The organism is Sulfuricurvum sp., from assembly GCF_022759005.1.
In the GTDB taxonomy this organism is placed as follows: Bacteria; Campylobacterota; Campylobacteria; order Campylobacterales; family Sulfurimonadaceae; genus Sulfuricurvum.
In genome coordinates, this window is record NZ_JAEMQA010000040.1 from 1 (window position 1) to 26,574 (window position 26,574).

The following is a 26,574-nucleotide window of genomic DNA, read 5'->3' on the forward strand; positions in this document are numbered from 1 at the left end:
ATTACGTGACCTGTCAAACGCCATTCAGCAGACATACCGGTGTTAAGCTTTTGATTGGTTGTCGAGTGATAGCCTTCACCATTGAATAAACCGAGTTCACTAGAGAAATACGGTGTTTTTGTTTGGAAATTCACACCCAAGTCCGCCGAGTTCATAGTATCAACACCTGTAGTACCGATTTTGTCTTCTAAAATAACTTTGTTGATTGAACGATAGTTCCATGCATTATGCTCTTCGTAATCGATCCATGGACGGTGTGCGATACCAATTTCTACACCTGTGTATGGGAGAACTTTATCAAGATACAAATAAGCATATTTAATGATAACATTGGCTGGGCCATCGCCTTTAGTATCTAGTGTTTGCAACGAATTTGTCGCTTCCAATTCTTTTGTTGCATCCATAGTTACACGGAAATAATCTTTGTCATTGAAAAAAGCTTTTACTTGAACATAGTTACGGCGAGCTTCGAAGCCGGCAGAACGGTCATTACCATTAGCGCTTTTAGCACCATACGTGTTGCTAGTAAATCCAAAATAATGCTCTCCGCTAAAATCAAGCGTTTTTGCTTTTGATTTTACATTAACGTATTTTTTCATTGAATCTTGATATTCACTCAATGAAGATGCTTGCTCACGATTTGCCATATCAACGCTTTTCGCATCGATAAAATCACCCATTTCTGTACGGCCTTCACCTGGTGTTGTAAAAACTTGACCTGTTTTAGCATCCGTATAAAGTGTTAATGTATCGGCATAAACCGCACCACTCATCATTGCCGCAGCAAGGGCAGATAACGCTACTTTTTTCATAAGATTCACTCCTGTTTTTTAATGGTGTCATTGTAGAAAAAGTAGATTACGTTAATGTTACATTACAAAATGATTACAATAAGGAAAATGAATATAAAACAGAGGAGTTTGTAGAAAAAACGCTCACCCGAACGCATACGCAAGGAGGGGCAAGCAAAACTTAAGGAATTGAAGAAGGAGAAAGAAACGTGGGTCTATAAAGACACCTTTAAACATACTCAAATATGTTTAGAGGTGGCTTAAAATTGTAATTTTTTATCCGTTCACCCTGAGCCTGTCGAAGGGTGTTCATGGTTCGACAGGCTCACCACGAACGGCATCGGGTAAACAGAATGAGAAGAAAACTTATTTTACGTTTTCGTTCCAGTATTCACGAATAAGGTTTGTTGTTTCAACAGGAAGTGGGATATAACCCAATTTTTCTGCCGCTTTGTCTCCATTACGGAATGAGTAATCAAAAAATGCGATGGTTTGTTTGTTAATATCTCGTGTTTCACGTGGCATCAAGATATAGGTTGCCGCTACGATAGGATAGGTAGAGTCCCCTTTTTCCGCGACGATCGAACCGTAGAAGTGGTCTTTTTTAGACCATGACGCTTGCTTAATCGCATTTTGTACATTGGCTGTTTTCGCTTCTACCCATTTGCCGCTAGCCGTTTGAAGTGTCGCAGCAGCGAGATGGTTTTTATCTTTGTATGCGGTTTCGATATATCCGATAGAGTAAGGAGTTTGTTTGATGATGTTGGTTACACCCTCATTCCCTTTTCCGCCGACACCGGTTGCCCAACCAATCGCTTTACCGGTTCCGAATTTGCTTTTCCACATAGGAGAAACATGGCTCAAATAGTCGGTAAATACGTATGTTGTTCCTGATCCGTCTGAACGGTGAGCAACAACAATTTTTTGTGCCGGAAGGTTAAGCCCTGCATTATCGGCTACGATTTTAGGATCGTTCCACATCGTGATGGTTCCTGCAAAAATTTCAGCAACAACGCTGTTTTTAAGTTTCAACGCTCCATCTTTAACACCAGGGATGTTGTAAGCAACAACTTCTGAACCAAATACCGCAGGGAATTGATACAATTTTGCCGCATCCAACTCTTTAGGAGTCAAAGGAGCATCCGTTGCACCAAACTGCACTACACGCTCAGTGATTTGTTTAATACCGCCACCTGAACCGATGGATTGGTAATTCACACGAATATGGGTCGCTTTCTCGTAGTTGTATGCCCAGTCATAATAACATGGAGCCGGAAACGTAGCACCTGCGCCGTTGAGTTTATCTGCTGCAATCATTGATGTCGCCGCGATAGCAGCAATCACTAAACCTTGTGTTACTTTTTTGAACATTGGAAATCCTTTTGGAATTTTGATGACGCTATTTTAAAAACAGCTGATAACGAAACGGTTACAAACACTTCGGTTTTTGTAATCACACTGTTATAAACCATCGTTACAATCGCGCACACAATTATATACAAAGGCGCATCTATGCTACCACGCTATGAAAACAAGCTCAATGAAATCCGTACAATGATTTCTGCGATCCTCTCCCAAATTATTCAATCGAGCGAAGAGACACTCAACGCTTTTGAAACAGGAAATATGGAGATGTACGAAACGTCACGTGCTCATATCAAAAATCTCCAGATCGATGCGAATAAAATCGATAACGAAATCATCAAAACATTTGCACTGTTTGGTCCCGAAGCAGACGAACTGCGTCTGCTCGTTGCGTATCTGAAAATGACCAATGAAATCGACCGTATCGGTGACGGGCTCAAAAAATACAGCAAACGTCTCCATGACCACTGTGTCGGAGGATGCGATATGTCGGTTTTAACCAATGCGATCATTCAATTGCACAAAACGACGATTAATGCGTTACAATACATTATTGAATGTTTGGACGCTATTGAATCATGTGACGCGGAAGATGTTTATCGCAAAGTGATGGTCGAAGAGTCTAAAAACGACGATCTTTTCTCTATTATGGAAAAAGAGCTCTTAAACCTCATCATCGATGCCGATGATCTGGCGGTAGAATACGTCAGAGTATTGGGAACGCTACGTAAATTAGAGCGTATCGGCGATCGTACCGTCAATATCGCGTCTTTGATGCTTTTCGCCCAAAAAGGGGGAGAATTAAATCTCCACAACTAATTTCATCACATGCGTATTTATTCAAAATCTATCCCAAAGAGGTTTGCAGTGGAAGCACTGATACTGATTGTCGAAGATGAACAGGATATTTTGGAATTGATGGAGTATCACCTCTCTAAAGAGGGGTTTGAAACCATCGGTTTTCTGAACACCAAACATGTACTTACCGCACTCGAAGAAGAACAGATTGATCTCATTTTAATGGATCGCAACCTTCCGGGTGCGGAAGGATCTGAGTTTGTTCAATCGTTGCGAAAAAAAGGGATTCAAACGCCTGTTATTTTTGTGAGTGCCAAGCATAAAGATGAAGAGATTGAGCAAGGGTTCGAGCGGGGAGGCGATGATTACATCGCCAAACCGTTCAGCATGAAAGAGCTGGTACTCCGGGTAAAAGCGGTATTGCGTCGTACTAAAAAACTCTCCAGCGACGGAGACATCACCTATCGTGACATCACCCTAAATCTCGCTGCCCGCACCGTGCTGATCGAGGGAAAATCGGTCGAGCTGACAAAACTGGAATTCGATCTTTTGCACGCATTGATTGTGAATGAAAACGTCGTCCTCGATCGCAACTATCTCCTCGAACACGTATGGGAAGGTGATGAGGTATACCAAGATCGTACCGTCAATGTCGCGATCAACCGACTCAAAGAGAAAATTGATCCCGAAAAAACCAAAGACTACATCAAAACGGTACGGGGAGTCGGATACACATTGTGCTAAGGATCCATCAGCTCTTCTTTCTTAATGTGTTGGGGCTGTTTGTTGCCGCACTGTTTGTTGCCTCGCTAATCAGCTACTTTTCCCTTAAATCGATGATCATTCATGAGGGGGAAGAGCGTCTGATTGAAAATATCAACCTTTTAGAGCCCCTTCTAACTTCTACCAATGATTTCGACCGTTTTGTCGCCCAAGCCTCAGGAAAAACCTTCTTACGGGTCACCATTATCGATGAAAACGGAACCGTAATAGCCGAAAGCGATGCTGATAAGACGACGATGGAAAGCCATTTAGGGCGTGTTGAAGTGATGCACGCTATGACGGAGCCTTTTGGGGTATCTGTCCGATATTCCAAAACGGTCAAAACTGATTTTATCTACGTCGCTCATAAAATCATTACCCCTGAACGAACATTTTATATCCGTCTTGCTATGAGTCTTGATGGGGTAATGAAACACTTTTATGCTCTATGGATTCAACTCGTTGGGGCTTTTAGCGTATTGATTGTCATCGCTTTGATAATCGCCTATAACATCTCCAAAAAAGCCCGTTATGATATTCTCCAGATTACCCGCTATCTGGATGAAGTTTCGGCTAAAAATTACCGTGCTATTATAAAACCCAAATATTTTCGGGAGTTTTTGCAAATCTCGATATTGCTCAAAAATCTGGTCAAAAAGCTCCACAACCGAGACAAACAAAAGCGTAAACACACCGCCAAACTAAGATTGATCAACAAACAGCAAAACGATATCCTCTCGGCAATCAGCCACGAATTTAAAAATCCGATCGCCGCTATCATGGGATACGCCGAAACGCTTCATGACGATATCAATATCGATCCGAAAATCCGCCAAAAGTTTTTGGATAAAATTCTCACCAATACTCACCGTGTGGCATTGATGTTAGACCGTTTGGCCCTTTCCGTAAAATTGGAAAATAACGACCTCTCGATCAAACCGACTACTTTTGATATCGCTAATATCTGTTTGGACTCGATTTCAATTTTACAGGTAAAATATCCGGAACGCTCCATCCGCTTTGAAGGCTCGTCGAAAGAGATATTTGCCGACAAAACCATGCTGGAGCTAGTCATCACCAATCTGATCGATAATGCACTGAAGTATTCCGAAGAAGAGGTGAGCGTGATCCTCACCGAAGATGCCGTCCGTATTGCCGATAAAGGGATCGGAATCGCCCCAAACGAACTTGATAAAATCACCTCCAAATTCTACCGCGTCCAAAAAAATCGATGGGATAATTCGATGGGATTGGGTCTCTCGATTGTCAGCTACATTCTCAAACTCCACGATTCAGCCCTCACGATAGAGAGTATCCAAGGGGTCGGATCAACCTTTGGCTTCTCGCTTGTCTCAATGATCGACAAAAAGGGCAAGTCCAAAAAATGATCCCCATCCCTCCCCCTCTGGTTCGACTGGTAGAACATCTCTCGCACCATGGGATCAAACCTCTCATCGTCGGAGGATTCGTTCGAGACCATTTCACCGCTCACATCACCCATGATCTGGATATCGAACTCTACGGTGTACCCTCTCTCGAAATACTCGAAACACTCCTAAAACCATTCGGAAAAATCGGGCTTTACGGAAAAAGCTTCGGGGTTATCAAACTCTCCTATGAGGGATATGATATCGATTTTTCCCCGCCGCGCACCGAATCCAAAATGGGATTTGGACACAAAGGGTTCGAAACGGTATGGCACACCCATCTAGATTTTTCCGCCGCCGCACGCCGTAGAGATTTCACCATCAACGCCATAGGATATGATCCGATAGAGAAAAAACTTCTCGATCCGTTTGGCGGGATGGAGGATTTGGAGAAAAAAATCCTCCGCTGTGTTGACCCCGAAACGTTTGTGGATGATCCTCTGAGAGTATTGCGCGCGATGCAGTTTGCCGCCCGTTTTGAACTCACATGTGATGATACGTTATTGGCACTATGCCGTGAAATGATCGATGAGGGTGCACTCGCCGAATTGCCGAAGGAGCGGATTTTCGAAGAGTTTAAAAAGCTTTTGTTGCGAAGTGCCTCTCCCTCGATCGGACTGCGTTTATTACGTGAGATGGGAGGATTGAGATTTTTCTCCCCTTTGGATCAACTCGAAACAACACCGCAGGAAAAAGCTTCTCATCCTGAAGGGTCGGTTTGGAACCATACCCTGATGGCCCTTGATACAATGGCAACATTTCGAAGCGGAGAGTGGCGTGATGACATGGTACTGATGCTCACAATGCTGTTGCATGATATCGGAAAACCTTTCACGACGGTTATTGAAAACAATCAATTTAATGCTCCGAAACACGCCGAAGAGGGTGTTGAAATCGCCCGCAACTGGTTGGCCTTAATTACCGACGATAAAGATCTCATCGAACGGATACTCCCCCTTATACGTTATCACGGCGCACCGCGAAAATTCTACCGTTCCCATGCCGGTGACAGTGATATTTTGCGTTTAAGTACCCAAGTGTGCATCAACGATCTTATCCGTGTTGCCAAAGCCGATTTCTTCGGACGCTTGTTCGAGGGATCGACTCCTGAAACTTTTGACGCGGGGGATTGGCTTTATGAGAGAGCCTCGGCACTCAATGTTTTGTATGAGCCTCCTAAGCCTCTGATTATGGGACGCGATTTGATAGAGCTTGGGTTAACACCCTCAACCGAGTTTAAAGCGATTTTAGAGCGGGCTTATCGTGCACAACTCCATCAAAAATTTGCCACTCACGAAGAGGCTCGTAAGTGGCTCGTAACTCAACTGTAATCATTATGCAATAAAATTGCCCTAATTTTTTGCTCAAGGGCTTGGCATGATTGATAAAATCTTCCTAAATATGACCCGAACCAGCGCTTTGCTGATTCTTTTCATCGTTGCATGGATATTTGTGGTTCTCTTTAATCACTCGACCGAGGCGATGCAGACATTCGGCTTTGATTTTATCACCAAAGACGAATGGGCGCCGAATCTCGAAAAATTCGGTGCCTATGCAGCGATCTTCGGTTCTGTCGCTTCGACGTTTTTGGCGATGCTGTTGGCCATTCCGGTTGCAATCGGGGTTGCGATTTTTCTCAGCGAAATCGCTCACGATAGAATCAAAGGGTTCTTTGGAGTGAGCGTCGAGCTACTCGCCGCAATCCCCTCTGTCATCTACGGGATGTGGGGGCTGTTTTTCTTCGTTCCCATTTTACGCGATATTTTCGGAGGAATGGGGATCGGTTTGTTGGCCGCAGGGATCGTATTGGCGATCATGATTCTCCCGTTTATGGCGGCAGTTACCCGTGATGCGATGAACACCACTCCTGACATCCTCAAAGAGTCTGCCTACGCTCTGGGCGGTACCCAATGGGACGTTATCAAAGACGTTATCATCCCTTACGCGAAAGCGGGTATTATCGGCTCGCTCATCCTTGCTCTGGGTCGTGCAATCGGTGAGACGATGGCGGTAACGTTTGTGATGGGGAATGTCCACCATACCCCAAGCTCCATTATGGATCCGACCACCTCGATTCCGGTCACATTAGCTAATGAATTTACCGAAGCCGATTCGTCGCTCTATTTTTCGAGTTTGTTCGGTCTTGCGCTCACGTTACTCATAATGAGTTTTGTGGTAATCGCCGTGGCAAAATTTTACTTTTTACGTAAAGGGAGGAAAGAACAATGACCGCAACCCAAAAACGGATCATTATTAATCGCATCGCGCTTGGATTTTCGACGCTGAGTGCTATCATCGCCCTCGCCTTTTTGTTTTGGATTCTCGGGGTTTTAGTGATGAAAGGGATCCACTCGATCAGCTGGAATATCTTTGTGTTCGAAGGATCTCCTCCAGGCTACGAAGAAAGCGGACTTAAACACGCTCTTGTAGGACAACTGATCCTTGTTGGTTTGGCAACACTCATCGGTGTTCCGCTGGGGATTATGGCAGGGACTTATCTCAGCGAATACGGTAAAAATTCAAAACTCGCTCATACGATTCGAGATATCAGCGACATTATGATGTCGGCTCCCTCGATCGTTATCGGAGCGTTTGTGTACGCCATAGTCGTTATGCCGATGGGACATTTCAGTGCATGGGCGGGAGCGATTGCTCTGGCGATCATCATGATCCCAATCATTTTGCGTACCACGGATGATATGCTTCAACTCGTACCGGGAACGTTGCGCGAAGCGGCATTCGCTCTGGGTGCTCCAAAATACAAAGTGATCATGAATGTCGTTTACCGCGGTGCCAAAGCGGGAATTTTGACCGGTGTGTTGCTCGGTATCGCACGGGTCGGCGGAGAGACCGCACCACTACTCTTTACCTCGTTTAACGACAACTTTTTTACTACCGATCTAAACGAAGCGATGCCTTCGCTGACGGTAACAATGTTCAACTATGCGATCAGTCCCTACGATGACTGGCAACAACTCGGATGGGCAGCCGCTTTCATCCTCTCGATGTTTATTTTAGGTCTCAATATTGTGGGACGACTTATTTTATTAGCCGGAAAAAGGAAATAATTATGGCAAGTATTATCGATATCAAAGATGAATGTTCACTTCACGTCCGTGATTTTAGTTTTACCTACAAAGGTGCGAGCGCACCGAGTTTGAAAAAAGTGACCATGCCGATCGCCAAACACTCTGTTACAGCATTGATCGGGCCATCAGGGTGCGGGAAGACAACATTGCTTCGTTCGTTCAACCGTATGCACGATCTCTATCCGGGAAACAAATACGAAGGGGAGATCGAGTTTGAGGGGCGTAACATCCTTGATCCCAAAGAAGATTTAATCCATCTTCGCACCAAAATCGGGATGATCTTCCAAAAACCGACCGCGTTTCCGATGTCGATTTTCGATAATGTCGCATACGGTATGCGCCTTCAAGGGATTAAAAACAAAACTGAGCTGGAAGGGCGTGTCGAAAAAGCGCTCCAAGATGCGGCTATTTGGAAAGAGGTAAAAGATCGTCTTAAACACGATGCTAACGGTCTCTCCGGAGGTCAACAGCAGCGTTTGTGTATCGCACGGGCGATTGCGGTTGAGCCTGAGGTTCTCCTCTTTGATGAACCGACTTCTGCACTTGACCCTATCTCTACACAGGGGATTGAGAGACTTGTTATCGAGCTTAAAGAGCGTGTCAGTATCATCATCGTCACCCACAATATGCAGCAAGCTGCGCGCGTAAGCGATTACACCGGATTTATGTATTTAGGAGATTTGATTGAGCTGGGGCATACCGAAGAGCTCTTCGTCACCCCGAAAGAGAAATTGACCCAAGAGTATATTACGGGTAAATTCGGGTGATATAAAGGCTTTTGCCTTTTATACCCTCTTACTTCTCTTTCACCATCTTTTCACTATCAATCTCCACTACCGTATGAACATTCCCTCTCGGATAATAATCCGCAACTACTTTTAAGCGCTTAGGAGCGATTTTTTTCTCGAAGGTAGAGTAAATCTCGTTTGCACTGTTTTCGTGAGAAATATAGCGGTTTCTGAACGAATTAATGTATAACTTGATCGCTTTGAGTTCCGCTACCCATTTATCCGGTGTATATTCAACATAAATCGTCGCAAAATCGGGATATCCACTGCGCGGACACAAACAGGTGAATTCCGGCAATGTCACTTTGATGACGTAATCGCGTTCATGCTCATTGGGCCAAATTTCAAAATCTTTTTCTACATCAAAATTTTCAACGATTTGTTCACCGTATTTCATTCTTTTCCTTGTAATTGTTCTTCACTTAAAATTTTACCCAGATAATTGCCCTGACGGTAATTGATTTTTAATGATCGGGCAATCTGATCCGATCCCTCATCTTCTATCATGGATATCCATGTTTTTGCGCCGCAGAGGTGGGCGCTGAGATTAAGCCCTTGCAAAATATTTTGGTGACCCTCTTTTTTGATGCTTCGGCTGTAAAGGGTATCGAATCGAACCAAATCAATTTCGAGCTCTTTGAGGTACAAAAGTGTTGTATGATACCCGCCCAAGCGATCAAGCGCTATTTTATACCCCGCTTTTCGATAGTGGGCAATCTGCTGAGCGAACCGGTCAAGCTGGTGACAATACTCTTTTTCTTCAAATAACAGCGTTATTTTATAACGGGCTTTCGGATAGCGTTCAAAAAGTGTCAAAGCGTGCTCGAAAAAATGGGGATTTCGTAGCGTTACCGATGAAATGTTTACCACAAAATCTCTTTTTCGCTCATCGCATAATGAGCCTAAGTGTTCAATCACGTCACTCTCCAGCAAACGCATTTTATTAAGTCGATTGAGAGTCGGTACATAGCGACTTTGGTGGATGAATTCTCCACGCGAATCAACCAATTTTACGGTTGTGTCATACACATCGTATTCATCACAGCATACCGGCCAAAATCCGATTGAAAACCGTTTCTCTTCCAACGCACTGATGATCTCTGATTCGAGTTCGTTAATCGTGTAGAGTTCCTCTTTTTCACTTCTGATCCGATCACTGTACAGCTCATACAAACGACTTATTAATAACTCGATCTCTTGCGAAAGTCGGGAGTCGACGGCGACCGCTTCGAGATGTATCTCAATTTCACGATGGACAAAATTTTGATATTTACTCAAAAACAATTCAATCAGCGGAATATATTGTTGTTTTTCCCCCGGCAGCAAGAGGAGAAAATCTCCCCCTTTGTTTCGTCCGATCGGAAGCTTTTCGATCCCTTTTTCACGAAAAAAACGGTCTATTTTCCGTACTGTTGTCAATAAAGCTTCATCGCCGTTTTTGAAACCGTATCGCTCATTGATCAACCCTAGATTCTCCACACTGATCATCACGATCGTATGGGTTTTTTTTCTAAAAGCTTTTAATGCCAATTGAAAAAAATACTCGGATGTAAACGTATGGATGATCGAATCGGTGATATTTTCTCGGTTGCTTTGGTAAATAAGATAAAAAATAAAATAGACCATCACTCCCAAAATCGTTATAGAGAGGACAATCAGTGATGAGTAGGTTGTGTACCGCTGTGAGAGGAGTGCAAAAAGAGAGACCACACTTAAAAAAAAGATCGGTAATCCCATCCGCAAAGCTAATGCAAACCGGTGTTCTCTCTCTTTTTTTTCAGGGTAGGTCATAAAGGGTTAAATATCCAAATGTTTAACATCTTTTGCATGTGTTTCGATATAGTTACGACGCGGTTCTACGTCATCTCCCATAAAGAGATTAAACGCTTCGCTCGCCGCTTCCGCATCATCAATCGTAATTCGGAGCAAGACGCGATTTTCCGGTGTCATTGTTGTTTCCCAAAGCTGTTCAGGATTCATTTCCCCCAAACCTTTGTAACGTTGGATATACGATCCCTTTTTCGCGAAATCGGTAATTTTGGTTAAAAGTTCGAGCAAATCACCCTCAAGCGGCAAATTCCACTCTTGGATTTTTTGATAGATATAGTTTGCCTCGGCAAAATGCGGTGAAGTGAAAAGTTCGTCGTTGATGATCAACTCTTCCAACCCGCTTTCGGTTTGAACAAACAGGTGCATTTGTTCGTCATTGACACTTTTACTCAAAATATTGTTGTTTCTAGAACTCAAAAACGCTTCGACTTTCGTATACATCTCTTGGATCGGCAATCCGACAATATCAGGGTTTTCAATGAAATAACGGATCAAATCGACTAACGCATAACGTCGTTCAAGAGCATCGAGTGTTGAGCGATAGTGGTCAACCATTTTGAAAAAACTGACCAAATCGTTGGCACCGATGTTCTCAACTTCGAGAGCTCCGATACCGTTTTCGATCAAGAACGCATTCATAACGCGATCATCTTTGAAATAAATCTCTTTTTTCCCTTTTTGGTAGCGGTACAACGGAGGTTGTGCCAAATAGAGATATCCGTTTTCGACGATTTTCGGCAAATAACGGAAGAAAAACGTCAATAACAATGTTTGAATGTGGCTACCGTCGACGTCGGCGTCGGTCATGATAATGATTTTGTGGTAACGGAGTTTTTCTTCGTTAAATTCATCGCCGATTCCGCACCCAAGAGCGGTAATCATGTTGGTGATTTCATCGCTTTTGAGGATTTTGTCCAAACGGGCTTTTTCAACGTTGAGAATTTTACCTTTAAGCGGCAAAATTGCTTGGAAAACACGGTCACGCCCTTGCTTCGCCGAACCGCCCGCAGAGTCCCCTTCCACCAGATACAGTTCGCTGATTGATGGATCTTTGCTTTGGCAATCGGCCAATTTACCCGGCAAAGTTCCTACCGTCATCGCATCTTTACGACGGGTCAATTCACGCGCTTTTTTCGCCGCTTCACGTCCGCGTGCCGCCATAAGGGCTTTTTGAACGATTGCTTTGGCTTGAATCGGGTTTTCTTCGAAATACTTGGTCAATTTTTCGTAGGTAACTTTTTGTACCAACGGACGAACATACGTATTTCCGAGTTTCCCTTTGGTTTGTCCTTCAAACTGAGGTTCCGGTACACGTACCGATACGACACAGATAAGCCCTTCAGATACGTCTTCACCCGTTAGAGGAACGTCTTTTTCCTTTGCATTACCGTTTTGTTTGTTGTAGTTAGAGATAACACGGGTAAGTCCCGCACGGAAACCCGCTTCATGTGTACCTCCGTTAGGGGTATTGATGTTATTGACGAAGGTAAATGTTTTATCATCATAACTTTCGTTATACATCAATGCGATATCCATTTCGATATCTTCGATTTTTTCACTGAATGCAAAAGGGGTTGCAACAACCGCTTTTTTATTCACATCGGTAACGAATTGGCTAATACCCCCCTCATAATGGTAGGTATTTTCCGCACCGTTGCGCTCATCTTTGAAGATGATGGTAATTTTCGGATTGAGGTATGCCAGTTCACGGAACCGTTTTGCCAAATAGTCGTAGTCGAAAATGATGGTTTCGGTAAAGATACTTGGATCCGGGAAAAATTCGATCGTTGTTCCCCGTTTACGTGTTGTCCCAGTAACGGCTAACGGTTCTTGAGGAATACCGCATTTAAAGTTTTGTTGATAGATTTGACCTTCACGGTGAATTGTCATTTTTAAGTCAGAGGAGAGAGCATTTACAACCGAAACCCCTACCCCGTGCAAACCGCCTGAAACTTTATAGGTATCTTTGTCAAATTTTCCACCGGCATGCAATACGGTTAGAACGACGGTTGCAGCAGAAATCCCTTCTGTCGGATGCATATCGGTCGGAATACCCCGCCCGTTATCGGTGACGATTGCCGTTCCGTTTTTGGTCAATGTTACCGTGATGGTATCACAATACCCTGCCATCGCTTCGTCGATTGAGTTATCGACAACTTCATAAATCAAGTGGTGAAGTCCGCGATGTCCTGTGTCTCCGATATACATGCCCGGTCGTTTTCGAACGGCTTCGAGACCTTTTAGGACTTTAATGTTACTGGCACCGTAGTTTTGTTCCATGATTGCTCCCGCGATTTTGCGTGTTATAGTGCTTCATTTTACCGTAATGAAACTAAAAAGAAAGTTTTATAAAGAATTAGAAAAAATGAAGGATATTTTTTTGTTCGTCCTGAGCTTGTCGAAGTGTGAGTTCATGGTTCGACATACCCAAAGGGCACGTGAGCTCACCACGAACGGAGAAATGAGATTAAATTACGATCGGCATTACAATGGTTTTGAAATTTTGGTCTTTGAGGACGAAAGGTTGATTTGATTCATTTGCTTCGAGTGTAAATTCAGTGCTATTAACTTGAGACAAAAAGTCCAAAATATAGCGGCTGTTGATCGCAAGGATAAACGGTGATTCAAAACCATTTTCAATTTCAACGGTTGTTTTTGCTTCGATATTGTCATCACTCAAACTCTCAAACAAAATTGAGTCACTTTGGAAGGTAAGTTTCAAATCATTTGAGATGGTCGTGATCTGTTTGATTGCGGTAACGATTACACTTTTAGGCAATGTTAGAACGCGGTGAGCTTCTCTTGGGATGATACGGTTGTAATCAGGAAATTTACCGTTGATCAGTTTGGTATAGAAAAGTGAATCTTCCGATTTGATGATGAGATGGGTATTGTCGTAATAAATTTCAATGTTGTCGTTGAAAATTTTTTGAATCTCGATAATCGCTTTTTTCGGAACAATAATTGAGAGTTCTGCATCATTTTGACTGTCGATTTGTACCAATGCAAGACGACGGGTATCGGTAGATACAAAATTGATCTGATTGCTTTTGATATCGATTAAAGCACCGTTGAGCTCAAACTTGGGGTTGTTTGTATCGGCTGCAGGAGTGATTTTTTTCAACGACTCGATCAAAAGATGTGAGTTGATAACAATGTTCGGTTTGTTCTCTGTTGTAGGAAATGATGGAAATTCTGAACTTTTATAGGTTGGGAGTTTAAAATTTGATCTTTTTTGGCGAATAATCAAGGTCTCTTTTTCCAAAGAGAGTTCTACCTCTTCATCTTTGAGAATACGGATAATATCCAAAAGCTTTTTACCGTTAGCGGTAAGTGATCCCGGTTCTTCAACACTGATAGAGTTAGTTTGAATCATGAGTCCGATTTCATAATCGGTTGCTTTTGCGTATAACGTTCTTCCATCCGTTGAGAGAAAAATATGAGAGGTAATTTGGGATGTGTCTTTTTTTTCTAAAAAAGGTTGTAGATGCAGAAGGATATTCTCCAAAACCGACTTATCAACGGTGATTTTCATAAAAGACTCCTTTTATTATATAAAGCATTAATTGTAGTAGTTAGTAATAAGGGGGTGTGAATGGGTGAAAACACCTCAAAAACCCCCGTGTCACCTTTATTTCTCTATGTGATGAACAACCATCTTTTCATTCACATCTATTCACGTAATGGGAATTATATCTTTTTTAATACCCCTTTACAAACCTAAAATGTTATTCAGGGGTGGCAATTGAAACTTTATTAGAGAGTTCTTCGATTTTCATTCTAAAATCTTCATCGTTTTTCATCAATTCTTGGATTTTTTTCATCGTATGACTGACGGCAGTGTGATCTTTCATTCCGAAATATTGAGCCAGTTGAGGCATTGAATTGGGGGTGAGTGAACGGGCGAGATAGATTGCAATGCGGCGTGCATAGACGATGTTGCTGTTACGGCTTTTAGATCGTATTTCGCTCGGTTTGATATTAAGCTCTTTGGCAACCGTATCCATGATCAGATCGGTTGTAATGTTGCTCCGTTTTTCCGCCATTTGCTCTTTGAGGACGTTTCGGGCAAATTCGATGGTGATGTCAACACCCATGAGCTGTGAATAGGCATTGAGTTTGGAGAGAATCCCCTCGATTTCACGGGTGTTGTTTTCGATTATCGTTGCGACGTAGTTGATTACTTCACGATCGAGTTTGACACGGTTTATTTCACATTTTTTCTTGATGATCTCAATTTTGGTTTCAAGTTCAGGGGGTTGAATGTCGGCAACCAGTCCCGATTCGAATCGGCTTTTTAGACGCTCTTCGAGACCTCCGATTTTTTTAGGAGGTTTATCGGAGGTGATGATGATCTGCTTGTTTTCGTTGCGCAATGCATCAAAGGTGTGGAAGAACTCTTCTTGGATTTGGTTTTTGTTACTTAAAAATTGAATATCATCAATCAGGAGCAAATCACATTTGCGGTATTTGTCTTTGAATCGATCCATCGTACGGTTACTGAGATGTCGGGTAAAATCGTTGAGAAACTGCTCTACCGAGGTGTAGATGACCGTTTTCCCCTGAGAGAGCATTACATTTCCCACCGATTGCATCAAGTGGGTTTTTCCCAGCCCCACTCCGCCGTAGATAAAGAGGGGATTGTAGACGACACCTGGTTTTTCACTGACGTTTTTTGCGGCGATAAAGGCAAAATTGTTCGAATCTCCGACAACAAAGTTTTGAAACGTATAGGACGGATTGAGCAAAGATCCGCTTGGACGTTCCGTCGGTGTCGATGAAATGGCTTGGCTTTGTGCGGTAGTGGTTGACTGAGCGGATTGGATCAAAATAGAGACAGTCGGTTTGATATTGGTTTTAATTTCGAACAGATGGGCAATTTTATCGGCAAACTTGGTTCGCACCCAGTTGGCGATGAGTGCATTTGGGGCACGATAGACGGCAAGGTTGCTTTTGGATTCACTCTCATCATAGGTCAGCTGTTTAATGTAGCGTTGGTAATCAATTTCATTGATTTCCCCTTTGAGAGCATTTAAAACCTGTTTGCCGATCGAATTCATCTTTTTTTCAACCCCTGTGAATAAATTACTAAATCATACCGATATTTCCCTATAATTAGGCTCAAACAAAATGTGAATAGTTGTATTTCACCTATGTGAATAAGGAAAATTATGAATATATTGGGGATCGATCCTGGAACCCGTAATTGCGGTTATGCCATTGTTAAAATCGAAGGGCAAAAAATCCGCCTTGTCGAAGCGGGACTCATTAAAATGAAGAGTGAGGCGCTGCAATATCAAATTCCTCAAGTGTGCGAAGCGATTGAGCAGCTGTTTCATGCACATACCATCGACGAAGTGGCGATGGAAGATATTTTTTATGCTCATAACCCTAAAACGGTATTAAAACTCGCACAGTTTCGAGGTGCTATTACTTTGAAGCTTTTACAAGAATACGGAATGTTTGCCGAATACACACCCTTGCAGGTGAAAAAAGCGTTGACGGGAAAAGCAAAAGCGGCAAAAGAACAAGTTGCTTTTATGGTAAAACAGATATTGGGGATAACAAAAGAGATTAAGCCGCTCGATATAACCGATGCGATGGCAGTAGCGATCACTCACGCCCAAAGGGTGAAATTGGAGAAAAATAAAAAATAAGTAGGAGGTGCGGTCAACACACCAGGGAGACCGCAGAATCAGAAGTTTATCCAAAGAGGCTTAGAGAACCTTAATATTTTGAGATTGATGAGATGCTTAAGTGTTAATCTCTGTTATGGCACTAAAAGATTTCTGAAATTCACAAATTTTTTTCCAAATTCAACAAAATGTGTAATATTCACACTGTGACTTCATTGTGAATAAAAAGTCTCGAATTTTGCTCATAATGTCCGCAAAAAAACAAAATCTTCAGAAATTTTTTATCTAAAACTAGACTGAAAATCACTACCTTTAAACACGCTTAAATCCCTATTTATCGGGGTTTCAAAGAATTTTTATCTTTTAATAAATCATTAAGGTCATGTTATAAAAAGTTATTCACATTCTTCATTGAAAAATTTGCTTTTTGGAGAGTAATACAGTCGTAATAAAAATGTAATCAATCTGAAATTAACATGATTTACCTTTTTATAGCGTAAATGTGAAAATCATATAGCTGTTAAGAAAAAAAGGGATAGTCATGATCAATACAGAGACAATTTTACGAAAAGAACATCCAAAAATTTTCCATTACCCCTCATTGGTTCATAAAACGGTTGTTTCGCTTTTACGGTTACTCGTTCATGAAAAATCGATCAATCGGTTTATGGAAAATCATCAGGAAAAAATCGGTTTGGAATTTGTTGATGCCGTTTTGGAAAATCTCAATGTTTCGTACAAGACAATACACAAGCAAATAGAGAATATCCCCTCAATGGGAAAAGTGATTATTGTTGCCAATCACCCTTTGGGTGCTTTGGATGCCCTTTGTTTGATTCAGATGGTGTGTTCGGTTCGCCAAGATAAAAAGGTTAAGATTGTTGCCAATCGTATGTTGGGAGAGATCACTCAGCTCAAAGAGTTTTTGATCGGTGTAGACAATATCAACGAACGTGTTTCCAAATCTGCGTTGCGACAGATTGATAATGCATTACAGGCTGAAGAAGCAGTTATCTTTTTCCCCTCCGGTGAAGTTTCCCGTGCAGGAATTTTGGGAGTAAAAGAGGGGATATGGAAAGGGGGATTTATAAAATTTGCAAAACGCAATGCAACACCAATTCTCCCAATCCACATAAAAGGGAAAAATAGTTTATTGTTTTATGCCGCATCATGGATCTATAAACCTTTGGGTGCATTGCTTTTGAGTCATGAATTATTTGCAGCACGAAATCGGGTGTTTGATTTTACTATCGGAGAGATGGTAAGTGAAAAAGTCCTTAACGATTTTAACTTTAGTGAAAAGCGTCACGCCAAATTATTCCGTAAACATCTCTTTCGAATCGCTCAAGGAAAAAAAGGGATTTATCCTACAGAATGCTCTATTGCTCATCCGGTTTCTCGGCAGGAGCTAAGAAACGAATTACGGCGCGGCGAACGATTGGGCTTGACGAATGATGGTAAAGAGATCTATTTGATCGAGCATGAAAATTCGCCAAATATTATCAATGAAATCGGTCGACTTAGAGAATATTCCTTTCGAAAAGTGGGAGAAGGGAGCGGTCATGCACGCGATATTGATCAGTACGATCGTTATTATCATCATTTGATTTTATGGGATGATGAGGCTCTAGAGATTGCCGGTGCGTATCGTATCGGCGAGTGCGAATGGATATTATCATGGCTTGGAAAAGAGGGATTATATATGTCCGATTTGTGTACGATGAGCGATCGTTTTGATCCGATTCTCGATAATGCAATCGAATTGGGGCGGAGTTTTGTTCAACCGAAATACTGGGGGAGTCGTGCTCTTGATTATCTCTGGCAGGGGATCGGTGCCTATCTGAGTCACAATCCACATATCAAATATATGATGGGACCGGTAAGCATTTCGGGGAGTTTTCCGAAACACGCACAGGAAGCTTTGGTCTATTTTTATACCCATTATTTTGGAAATTCCGATGGAACGGTAAAGGCAAAATCGCCTTTCCGTCTTTCGGAATACGTTCAAAATGAGTTTAAAAATTTGTTCAGCGGAGACAATTATAATGAGGATTTTCGTCTCCTAAAAGACTATCTAAAAGCGTTGGACGTATCGGTTCCTACCCTTTATAAACAATACAGCGAACTCTGCGAAGAGGGCGGTGTGACGTTTATGGATTTCGGTATCGATACCGATTTTAACAACTGTATTGATGGATATATTTTGGTTGATATTCGCAAAATCAAAGAGGCAAAACGGCAGCGGTATATAAATAACGCTGCGTAACGTATTCTTTTTAAATTTTCATGATCCAAACCATAGAGCCGTTCCGAAGGCAGTAGTGCCGAGAGGAACGAGCGTTCTTGGATCATGGTATGTTCTTTTGGTACTTTTCTCACTAAAGAGAAAAGTACAGTGCATTTATATCTTCATAGCTTCAAAGCATTCTCGCACAAAATCTTTCTCCGACTCTATCCTATACACTTCATTCCCATACTCAAATTCAAGCGATTGAGCATGGAGTAAAAGCCTGCTTGCTCCTGTATTATTGATCCTCTCAATCCCTTTTATCTCTTTGTCAATGTAGCGGTGTATATCTTCGATGCTCTGTCCGTAGATTGGATCACCGACAATCGGATGTTCCACGTGGAACAAGTGAACCCGTATCTGATGGGTACGACCCGTATGAGGAACAGCCTTTACCAGAGTCATATGGATATCAGGAAAATATTTCAGCGGAATGATAGAAGTATGAGAGGGTTTGCCTTTTGAATCCACTTTGACAACCATAGAGATTTTGAGGTTGGGGTGATCGTTTCGAAACAAAGGGGCATGAATCTCCATGGGCTCTTTTAGATTGCCTCTAACCATCGCTAAATAGTATTTTGAGATAGAGCGGTTAGCGAATAACTGTTTTATAACCCCTTCGGATCCTTTGTGACGAGAGACTAAAACAAGACCGCTCGTCTCTTGATCAATACGATGGGCAGCGTTAGCATCCATTCCAAACGTATGTTTGATCTCATCGTTCAGCGTATAGCAACCATCAAGGTTGTTTGGATGGACTCTCAAACCGCTGGGTTTGTCATAAATAGCAAAGTCGTTAGTGACAAACAGCGGTTTGATTCCTTGAGGTTCAGGGATAAAACAAACCACATCACATTCTCCCTCTACCATACCGAATTGTTCATCCAGTATAACGCCGTTTTGACTCAATCGACCTCTAACGATGTATCGCTGTGCATCGCTTCGAGAGAGCCCCAACTCATTCATTAAAAGGGTGATCCCCATTTGTCGAACGGGAGAAAATAATTTTTTGGAAACGAACGGCATAGTCTATTTAGCTTTCATGGCATCAAAACACTGTGTGATGAAATCTTCTTTGGAGATAATACGGTAGTCGATTTGGTTGTAGCTGAATTCAAGAGAATGGGCATGAAGGAGTAAACGGGAAGCGCCCGTATTATTTAAGCGCTCTTCGGCACTCATCTCGCGATCCAAAAAGCGGACGGCATTATTCACATCTTGTCCGTAGATCGGGTCACCGACAATCGGATGTTCCACGTGGAACAAATGAACCCGTATCTGATGTTGACGACCGGTATAAGGAGAAGCTTCGACGAGAGTCGTATCGGTATAGGGAAAATACTCCAGCGGTTTTATAAAAGTACGGGAAGGTTTACCCTCCGGATGAACTTTGACGATCATACGGACGATAGAGCATTCATCTTCACGACGCAAAAGAGGTTCTTGAATATCCAAAGACTCTTTGAGATGACCTTTGACCATAGCCAGATAACGCTTGGTGATTTGCCGTTCTTCAAACATCATTTTTAAAATACGCTCAGAGATTTTATTGCGTGCCGCTAAAACCAAACCGCTTGTCTCTTGATCAATGCGGTGTGTGATATTGGCATCATGTCCGAAACGGTGTTTGATCTCATCGTTGAGCGAATAGGGGGTATGTCTGTTTTGGGGATGGACGAGAAGACCGCTGGGTTTATCATAGACGGCAAACTCCTCTTCGATAAATGTCGGTTCCAATCCTAATGTCAAAGGTTCAAAACAGATGAAATCACACTCCCCCTCTTCTATGAATCCTGCGTTGTTTGCCATCACTTCACCCTCTTGACTCAACCGCCCTTTTGCGATTAGACGTTGTGCTTCGCTTTGGGTGATACCTAACTCCTGCATTAAAAAACGAAATGCTTTTTGACGAGTCGGAGAGTGAAGCCGTTTGGTAATGAAGGGCAATTTAATTCCTTTTTAGGGAGGGTTGGATAAACTCTATTTATATAAATAAGATGCGCAATTTTAGCATAGTTAAGGAAGCAGATTATGGTCGAACGTTACGCCAGAGAAGAGATGAAATCCAAATGGAGCATACAAGCAAAATATCAAGCGTGGCTCGATGTTGAAAAAGCGGTAGTTGTGGCATGGAATAAATTGGGGCTCATCCCTGATGAAGACGCAAAAAAAATTGTGGAGAATGCAGGGTTTTCGGTTGAGCGTATTGATGAGATCGAAGCGATCACGCGTCATGACTTGATTGCATTTACAACATCGGTATCTGAAACCCTCGGAGAAGAGAGCCGCTGGTTTCACTACGGGATGACCTCTTCGGATACGGTTGATACCGCTGTCGCTCTTCAAATGCGCGATTCGTTGGCGCTCATTATCGATGATGTGAAAATGGTAATGGAGTCAATCAAAAAACGGGCAATTGAGCACAAGATGACTTTGCTCGTCGGACGCAGCCACGGTATTCACGGTGAGCCGATTACGTTTGGTTTGGTGTTAGCGGTTTGGTATGACGAGATGGCACGCCATTTGGAAAACTTGGAACAAACGATGGAAGTGATCTCTGTCGGTCAAGTATCAGGTGCGATGGGTAACTTCGCTCATGCTCCGTTAGAACTCGAAGAGTATACGTGTGAAGCATTGGGGCTCAAACCGGCTCCTGCATCTAACCAAGTTATCCAACGAGACCGTTATGCCCGTCTCGCTTCGGCGTTAGCATTGATGGCAAGTTCGATCGAAAAATTTGCGGTTCAAGTTCGTCACTGGCAACGTACCGAAGTGTATGAGTGTGAAGAGTTTTTTGCAAAAGGGCAAAAAGGCTCATCGGCTATGCCGCACAAACGTAACCCTATCTTGACCGAAAATATTACAGGTTTGGCTCGTATGGTTCGTGCGTATGTTATCCCAGCGATGGAAAACGTAGCACTCTGGCATGAGCGTGATATTTCACACAGCTCGACTGAACGTTTCTGGTTGCCGGACAGTTTCATCACTGCCGATTTTATGCTGCACCGTTTTAACAGTGTTATTGCTAACCTCGTTGTTTATCCGGAAAACATGATGCGTAATCTCAACCTAACCGGAGGGTTAGTTTTCTCACAACGTGTTTTACTTGAGCTTCCTCTAAAAGGGGTAAGCCGCGAAGATGCGTACCGTATCGTTCAACGCAATGCGATGAAAGTATGGGAAGGATTGCAACAAGGTAAAAGCGCGATCAATGACAAAGGAGAGAGCCTGTATCTCCAATATTTGTTAGACGATGAAGAGCTACGCCAAAGTTTGAGTGAAGAGGCGATTCGCGAATGTTTCAATTATGATTATTACACCAAAAACGTTGATAAAATTTTTGCACGGGTATTTAAATAATTGGTTCAAAATTTGCTTTTGTACAGTTGTATAAAATAGAGAGCAATAAGATAGAAAATTTCTAAATTTTGAGGGTATAATACCCCTCTTATGAACATCAAGGAAGCTGCTAAATGTTAACTATTGTTAAACGAAACGGTCGTCGAGAACCGCTGGATATCACCAAAATTCAAAAATATACCTCCGCTGCTGTCAAAGGATTAGCCAACGTATCGCAAAGCGAATTGGAAGTTGATGCACAGATACAGTTTCGTGACGGTATTCACAGCAATGAAATTCAGCAAACGTTGATCAAAACAGCGGTAGATAAAATCGATATCGATACACCAAACTGGACATTCGTAGCAGCACGCCTTTTCTTATACGATCTTTATCACCGCGTAAACGGATTTACGGGGTATGGTAGCCTTAAAACTTATTTTGAACGGGGTGAAGCTGAGGGACGTATATTGCTCGGCTTACGCGACAAATACGATTTGGATGATTTGGACGCCTATATCGTCCCTGAACGTGACTTGGAATTCAATTATCTCGGTGTGAAAACACTCTATGATCGTTATTTGATCAAAGATCGACAAGGTAATCCGATCGAGCTTCCACAACATATGTTTATGGCAGTGGCAATGTTCTTGGCTCAGAATGAATCGGATCGTCAAACGTGGGCGAAAAAGTTTTACGACATGATGTCTAAATTCGAAGTAATGATGGCAACCCCTACCCTCTCTAACGCCCGCACGACCCGCCATCAGCTCAGCTCATGCTATATCGGTTCGGCTCCGGACAATATCGAAGGTATTTTCGATGCGTACAAAGAGATGGCACTGCTTTCCAAATTCGGCGGCGGTATCGGTTGGGATTGGACGCAGGTTCGTGCGATGGGATCATTCATCGACGGTCACAAAAATGCGGCGGGCGGTACGGTTCCTTTTCTCAAAATCACCAACGACATTGCGATTGCCGTCGATCAGCTCGGAACCCGCAAAGGGGCAATTGCCGTTTACTTGGAACCGTGGCACATGGATGTCAAAGATTTCCTCGATGTGAAGAAAAACTCAGGGGAAGAGCGTCGTCGTGCGCATGATTTGTTCCCTGCACTATGGATCAACGATATGTTCATGAAACGGGTGATCGAAGACGGTATCTGGACGATGTTCGATCCGTTCGACGTCAAAGAGCTTAGCGAGCTTTACGGAGAGGCGTTTGAAAAACGCTACCTTGAACTCGAACAAGATGCGAGCGTTGTGAAAGAGCACACCAAAGCCAAAGATTTGTGGAAAAAGATCCTCACGTCGTATTTTGAGACAGGAAGTCCGTTCCTGTGCTTCAAAGACAGTGCAAACCGTGCCAACCCGAATGATCACTACGGAATCATCCGCAGCTCAAACTTGTGTACCGAAATTTTCCAAAATACACAGCCGAACCACTATTTGATCAAAATCAAATACGAAGACGGGTCGTTTGTCACGTTCGAAGAAGATGAAATCGTCCGTGTCGACAGCGGGATCGAAAAACCGGCGAACAAAATTACGGCGCTCGATTCATTGAATGGACGCCCGATCTATATCGTCGAAAAAGAGAAAGTAGACGGTGCAACGGCGGTATGTAACCTCGCGTCGGTCAATCTCTCTCGCGTGAATTCCAAAGAGGAGATCGATCGCATCGTTCCGGTTGCGATCCGTGCACTCGACAACGTTATCGATTTGAATTTCTACCCGTTGGAGAAAGTAAAACGTACCAACATGCGTAGCCGTGCAATCGGTTTGGGTGTTATGGGTGAAGCGCAAATGCTTGCAGAGCAAAAAATCGTGTGGGGAAGCCAAGAGCATTTCGACAAAGTGGACGAAGTGATGGAGGCGGTGAGTTATAACGCTATCCTCGCCTCTTCAAATCTTGCGGTAGAAAAAGGTAAATATGCCGAATACGAAGGTTCCAAATGGAGCCGCGGAATTCTTCCGATGGATCATGCAACCGCAGAGGTGCAAAATTTGATCGATCGCGGAGGATTGTTCGCACCGAATTACGAGTGGGATGAACTTCGTGAAACAATCAAGCGCCAAGGGATGCGTAACGGCTATCTGATGGCGATCGCACCGACGTCATCCATCTCGATTCTCACAGGGACAACACAGACGATTGAGCCGATTTACAAACGCAAATGGTTCGAAGAGAACCTCTCGGGACTTATCCCGGTGTGTGCACCGAAACTGAGTCCTGAGACGTGGGGCTACTATACTCCTGCGTACGATCTCGATCAAACGATCCTCGTCAAAGCGGCGGCAATCCGCCAAAAATGGATTGATCAGGGGCAAAGTCTCAATATCTTTATCACTCTTGATAAAGCAAGCGGAAAATATCTCAACGATATCTATATGCTCGCATGGAGACTGGGGCTCAAATCGACCTACTATCTCCGCTCACAATCGCCGGAAGCGAAACAAGATACGGCGGATCGTTCGATGGAGTGTGAAGGGTGCCAGTAAAGCCCCTAAGCGCTTCAACACTCAAAAAACTCATGGAGCGCATTGATAATGCCGCTCAAGGTGAAATCCGCTCTCTCACTCCCCTATCCCCTACTTCTATCGAAATTCGTTTCAGTGTTCAGGATGTCGCACGCGGCTATGACTGGATCGATGTGGCGTTTCGCATTGACGGCGTGAGCGATGCAAAGCTGGTGAGTGATAATGTTCTACGTTCTTTGGATATGTCGGAGGGGATCACGGTGGAACTAACACCTAACAGCGCTGCGTTAGCGATAGGGAGATACAGCGGACGCTGTGTTGAGTCGCCGTTTTATATCGTTGGAGCTTCTATCGGATACGAAGAGCTCCCCTTTTAACAGGTAATCACTAGCGTTCGTGGTGAGCTCACGTGCCTTTTGGGTATGTCGAACCATGAACATTTACCCTTCGACAAGCTCAGGGCGAACGGAATTTAATAATCTACTTACACACGATTCGATCATCGCGTAAACGTTCTCAAATCCCTCAAATCCGTCAAAAAAGTACGGATCGGGGACATCTGCTCCCCCGTGACCGTAATCGCCCAATTTCACCAGATTTTTGCACCCCATCGACTTGAGATCGCGATAATTGCTCTGATCGAGCGCTACAATGAGATCAAAAGATTCAAAGTCGGCTTTTTTGACCTGACGGGCGCGAAGGTGGGAGATATCAACACCGTGGTTTTTGGCCACCGCTACGGAGTGTTTGCAGGGAGGTTCGCCTACATGCCAGCTCCCCGTTCCCGCCGAATCGACAGCGAGGGAATGACCCCCCTGCTCTATCAAAGATCGTGCTACCCCCTCGGCAATCGGAGAGCGGCAGATATTTCCTAGACAGACGAAAAGAATTGATTTCATTTGAGTCCCAATACCAGTTTGACCATCGCATCTATATCCGCCATCTCTTCAGTACTGAGCGTGGCAAGGATATCGGAGGTAATACGAACGTTATCGACGGCACGTATTTGATCAATCACCGCATCCGAATCGTATTGGAGCAGTGTCCGTGCACGGATACGATAGCGCAAAGGATAAGCATCGTCGATGAGGTGCGTAGAAAGAGGGATAATAATTGTGGTAGGGTGGGAAATGGTGTTGAGAAGATTGCTTTGCAAGACGAGGACGGGACGAACTTTACCCATCTCGGAACCTTTTTTAGGGTTGAGATTGGCTAAAACGATATCGCCCCGTTTCATGAAAGACCGTCGCTTAAAGTATCGTCAAGTTCACGATTGATTTCCAACGAGTGAAGACGCACTTTTGCCGATGCGATTTTCATTCGCTCTTTGAGCTGCTCTTCCGCTAAGCTTTCACGGTAATGAATGAGTGACCGACGGATCAGTTCACTTTTGGTGATTCCCAGCTTCTTGACCATATCACCGATCATTTCATAAAAGGTGTCATCGGTTTTTAGGGTAAGGGTATGCATGGTTGCTCCTTTAGGAGAGTAATACTAAAATTATACCATTTATAAGTACTTTAGTATTACTAAATATTGCTTTTAAGATGAATTAAAGCATAATTTAAATCTAAGTTAAATACTATAAAACGTATAAAATTGTAACACAGCTATAATTTTTCCCTTATTCGGCAATATCCGAGTGAGCTATGTGAAATTTATAGAGATGTTTTTTACCCGTGATTCCGAGGATAAACTTGGGAAAATATTGGCGGTTTTAGGACAAGGAAATATCAAAGAGAACGAAGAGTTTAAGTCGGTCGAAACGTTTCCTAATAGCATCTATGAGAGAATCACCAATCCATTGCGTCGCTAAATTGTTTTCTCCAATAAGCAGATAAAAAAACCATCAATCGTATCGGTCGGCAGGATGCGTACGGCATTTTGGATACGCTCATCATAAATCTCTTTTCCCCAGTGCTGTAGCGGCTTTTGAACGTTGTCGAAGGGCATGATCAGGGGTAAGGTCTTTAAATGCTCTC

The 26,574-nt window shown here is 43.1% G+C and carries 24 protein-coding genes and 1 pseudogene; 13 read left to right on the top strand and 12 right to left on the bottom strand.

Translation table 11 applies throughout. The features are described from left to right. Together JHC35_RS02100 and pstS are read right to left on the bottom strand one after the other, a co-directional pair. Nucleotides 1–812, bottom strand: a pseudogene (locus JHC35_RS02100) (hypothetical protein); the annotation flags it as partial. Nucleotides 813–1,157: 345 nt separating this feature from the next. Next, nucleotides 1,158–2,162: a phosphate ABC transporter substrate-binding protein PstS gene (gene pstS, locus JHC35_RS02105; protein WP_295041732.1), complete on the bottom strand. Its 1,005-nt coding sequence runs from the start codon at nucleotides 2,160–2,162 to the stop codon at nucleotides 1,158–1,160. A gap of 141 nt (nucleotides 2,163–2,303) precedes the next feature. On the opposite strand from pstS, the gene JHC35_RS02110 reads away from it, so the two are divergent. From JHC35_RS02110 to pstB, 7 genes are read left to right on the top strand one after another with little or no spacing between them, the layout of a single operon-like run. Further along, a complete protein-coding gene (locus JHC35_RS02110; protein WP_295041733.1) occupies nucleotides 2,304–2,975 on the top strand; it encodes a PhoU domain-containing protein in 672 nt (223 codons plus the stop codon). A gap of 48 nt (nucleotides 2,976–3,023) precedes the next feature. Then, a complete protein-coding gene (locus tag JHC35_RS02115) occupies nucleotides 3,024–3,698 on the top strand; it encodes a response regulator transcription factor (RefSeq protein WP_295041734.1) in 675 nt (224 codons plus the stop codon). Continuing rightward, the gene (locus JHC35_RS02120) at nucleotides 3,692–5,104 is read left to right on the top strand and encodes a HAMP domain-containing sensor histidine kinase (RefSeq protein ID WP_295041735.1); all 1,413 of its coding nucleotides are present in this window, start codon (nucleotides 3,692–3,694) and stop codon (nucleotides 5,102–5,104) included. The genes JHC35_RS02115 and JHC35_RS02120 overlap by 7 nt, the downstream gene beginning before the upstream one ends. Further along, nucleotides 5,101–6,474, top strand: coding sequence for an HD domain-containing protein (locus JHC35_RS02125; protein ID WP_295041736.1), 1,374 nt, complete (start codon nucleotides 5,101–5,103; stop codon nucleotides 6,472–6,474). The genes JHC35_RS02120 and JHC35_RS02125 overlap by 4 nt, the downstream gene beginning before the upstream one ends. A gap of 46 nt (nucleotides 6,475–6,520) precedes the next feature. Next, nucleotides 6,521–7,372, top strand: coding sequence for a phosphate ABC transporter permease subunit PstC (gene pstC / locus JHC35_RS02130; RefSeq protein ID WP_295041737.1), 852 nt, complete (start codon nucleotides 6,521–6,523; stop codon nucleotides 7,370–7,372). After that, nucleotides 7,369–8,211: a phosphate ABC transporter permease PstA gene (pstA, locus tag JHC35_RS02135; protein ID WP_295041738.1), complete on the top strand. Its 843-nt coding sequence runs from the start codon at nucleotides 7,369–7,371 to the stop codon at nucleotides 8,209–8,211. The genes pstC and pstA overlap by 4 nt, the downstream gene beginning before the upstream one ends. Before the next feature lie 2 nt (nucleotides 8,212–8,213). Beyond that, on the top strand, nucleotides 8,214–8,999 hold the full coding sequence (gene pstB / locus JHC35_RS02140) for a phosphate ABC transporter ATP-binding protein PstB (protein WP_295041739.1): 786 nt from the start codon (nucleotides 8,214–8,216) through the stop codon (nucleotides 8,997–8,999). Between the two features lie 28 nt (nucleotides 9,000–9,027). Here pstB and queF read toward each other — a convergent pair whose 3' ends face one another. From queF to dnaA, 5 genes are all read right to left on the bottom strand, one after another. After that, on the bottom strand, nucleotides 9,028–9,417 hold the full coding sequence (gene queF / locus JHC35_RS02145; RefSeq protein WP_295041740.1) for a preQ(1) synthase: 390 nt from the start codon (nucleotides 9,415–9,417) through the stop codon (nucleotides 9,028–9,030). Continuing rightward, a complete protein-coding gene (locus JHC35_RS02150) occupies nucleotides 9,414–10,811 on the bottom strand; it encodes an EAL domain-containing protein (RefSeq protein WP_295041741.1) in 1,398 nt (465 codons plus the stop codon). Before JHC35_RS02150 ends, queF begins: the two co-directional genes overlap by 4 nt. A 6-nt stretch (nucleotides 10,812–10,817) precedes the next feature. Continuing rightward, nucleotides 10,818–13,130, bottom strand: a complete 2,313-nt coding sequence (gene gyrB / locus JHC35_RS02155; protein ID WP_295041742.1) for a DNA topoisomerase (ATP-hydrolyzing) subunit B — start codon at nucleotides 13,128–13,130, stop codon at nucleotides 10,818–10,820. A 187-nt stretch (nucleotides 13,131–13,317) separates the two neighbouring features. Then, nucleotides 13,318–14,385 (bottom strand): DNA polymerase III subunit beta, encoded by a 1,068-nt coding sequence (gene dnaN, locus JHC35_RS02160; protein WP_295041743.1) that lies wholly within the window; start codon nucleotides 14,383–14,385, stop codon nucleotides 13,318–13,320. Nucleotides 14,386–14,578: 193 nt separating this feature from the next. Continuing rightward, the gene (gene dnaA, locus JHC35_RS02165; protein ID WP_295041744.1) at nucleotides 14,579–15,910 is read right to left on the bottom strand and encodes a chromosomal replication initiator protein DnaA; all 1,332 of its coding nucleotides are present in this window, start codon (nucleotides 15,908–15,910) and stop codon (nucleotides 14,579–14,581) included. A 111-nt stretch (nucleotides 15,911–16,021) separates the two neighbouring features. On the opposite strand from dnaA, the gene ruvC reads away from it, so the two are divergent. Both ruvC and JHC35_RS02175 read left to right on the top strand, forming a co-directional pair. After that, complete coding sequence (ruvC, locus tag JHC35_RS02170; protein ID WP_295041745.1) at nucleotides 16,022–16,507, top strand: crossover junction endodeoxyribonuclease RuvC; 486 nt, start codon at nucleotides 16,022–16,024, stop codon at nucleotides 16,505–16,507. 520 nt (nucleotides 16,508–17,027) lie between these two features. Further along, a complete protein-coding gene (locus JHC35_RS02175; RefSeq protein WP_295041746.1) occupies nucleotides 17,028–18,752 on the top strand; it encodes a lysophospholipid acyltransferase family protein in 1,725 nt (574 codons plus the stop codon). 135 nt (nucleotides 18,753–18,887) lie between these two features. On the opposite strand, the gene JHC35_RS02180 is transcribed toward JHC35_RS02175, so the two are convergent. Together JHC35_RS02180 and JHC35_RS02185 are read right to left on the bottom strand one after the other, a co-directional pair. Next, nucleotides 18,888–19,799, bottom strand: coding sequence for an RluA family pseudouridine synthase (locus JHC35_RS02180; protein WP_295041747.1), 912 nt, complete (start codon nucleotides 19,797–19,799; stop codon nucleotides 18,888–18,890). Between the two features lie 3 nt (nucleotides 19,800–19,802). Beyond that, nucleotides 19,803–20,720, bottom strand: a complete 918-nt coding sequence (locus JHC35_RS02185) for an RNA pseudouridine synthase (protein ID WP_295041748.1) — start codon at nucleotides 20,718–20,720, stop codon at nucleotides 19,803–19,805. 84 nt (nucleotides 20,721–20,804) lie between these two features. On the opposite strand from JHC35_RS02185, the gene purB reads away from it, so the two are divergent. The 3 genes from purB (at nucleotide 20,805) to JHC35_RS02200 (ending at nucleotide 24,969) form a co-directional block, all read left to right on the top strand. Continuing rightward, complete coding sequence (purB, locus tag JHC35_RS02190) at nucleotides 20,805–22,133, top strand: adenylosuccinate lyase (RefSeq protein WP_295041749.1); 1,329 nt, start codon at nucleotides 20,805–20,807, stop codon at nucleotides 22,131–22,133. A gap of 113 nt (nucleotides 22,134–22,246) precedes the next feature. Beyond that, a complete protein-coding gene (locus JHC35_RS02195; protein WP_295041750.1) occupies nucleotides 22,247–24,613 on the top strand; it encodes a ribonucleoside-diphosphate reductase subunit alpha in 2,367 nt (788 codons plus the stop codon). Next, a complete protein-coding gene (locus JHC35_RS02200; protein WP_295041751.1) occupies nucleotides 24,604–24,969 on the top strand; it encodes a hypothetical protein in 366 nt (121 codons plus the stop codon). The genes JHC35_RS02195 and JHC35_RS02200 overlap by 10 nt, the downstream gene beginning before the upstream one ends. A gap of 63 nt (nucleotides 24,970–25,032) precedes the next feature. On the opposite strand, the gene JHC35_RS02205 is transcribed toward JHC35_RS02200, so the two are convergent. Genes JHC35_RS02205 through JHC35_RS02215 form a run of 3 tightly spaced genes read right to left on the bottom strand, consistent with a single transcriptional unit; the run spans nucleotide 25,033 to nucleotide 26,062 of the window. Continuing rightward, nucleotides 25,033–25,491, bottom strand: a complete 459-nt coding sequence (locus JHC35_RS02205) for a low molecular weight protein-tyrosine-phosphatase (protein ID WP_295041752.1) — start codon at nucleotides 25,489–25,491, stop codon at nucleotides 25,033–25,035. Continuing rightward, a complete protein-coding gene (locus tag JHC35_RS02210; RefSeq protein WP_295041753.1) occupies nucleotides 25,488–25,829 on the bottom strand; it encodes a type II toxin-antitoxin system PemK/MazF family toxin in 342 nt (113 codons plus the stop codon). The genes JHC35_RS02205 and JHC35_RS02210 overlap by 4 nt, the downstream gene beginning before the upstream one ends. Further along, entirely contained in the window at nucleotides 25,826–26,062 is a 237-nt protein-coding gene (locus tag JHC35_RS02215; RefSeq protein ID WP_295041754.1) for a DNA-binding protein, read from the bottom strand. The genes JHC35_RS02210 and JHC35_RS02215 overlap by 4 nt, the downstream gene beginning before the upstream one ends. A 181-nt stretch (nucleotides 26,063–26,243) precedes the next feature. Here JHC35_RS02215 and JHC35_RS02220 point away from each other — a divergent pair, with 181 nt between their 5' ends. Further along, nucleotides 26,244–26,408: a hypothetical protein gene (locus JHC35_RS02220; protein ID WP_295041755.1), complete on the top strand. Its 165-nt coding sequence runs from the start codon at nucleotides 26,244–26,246 to the stop codon at nucleotides 26,406–26,408. Nucleotides 26,409–26,574: the final 166 nt, after the last annotated feature.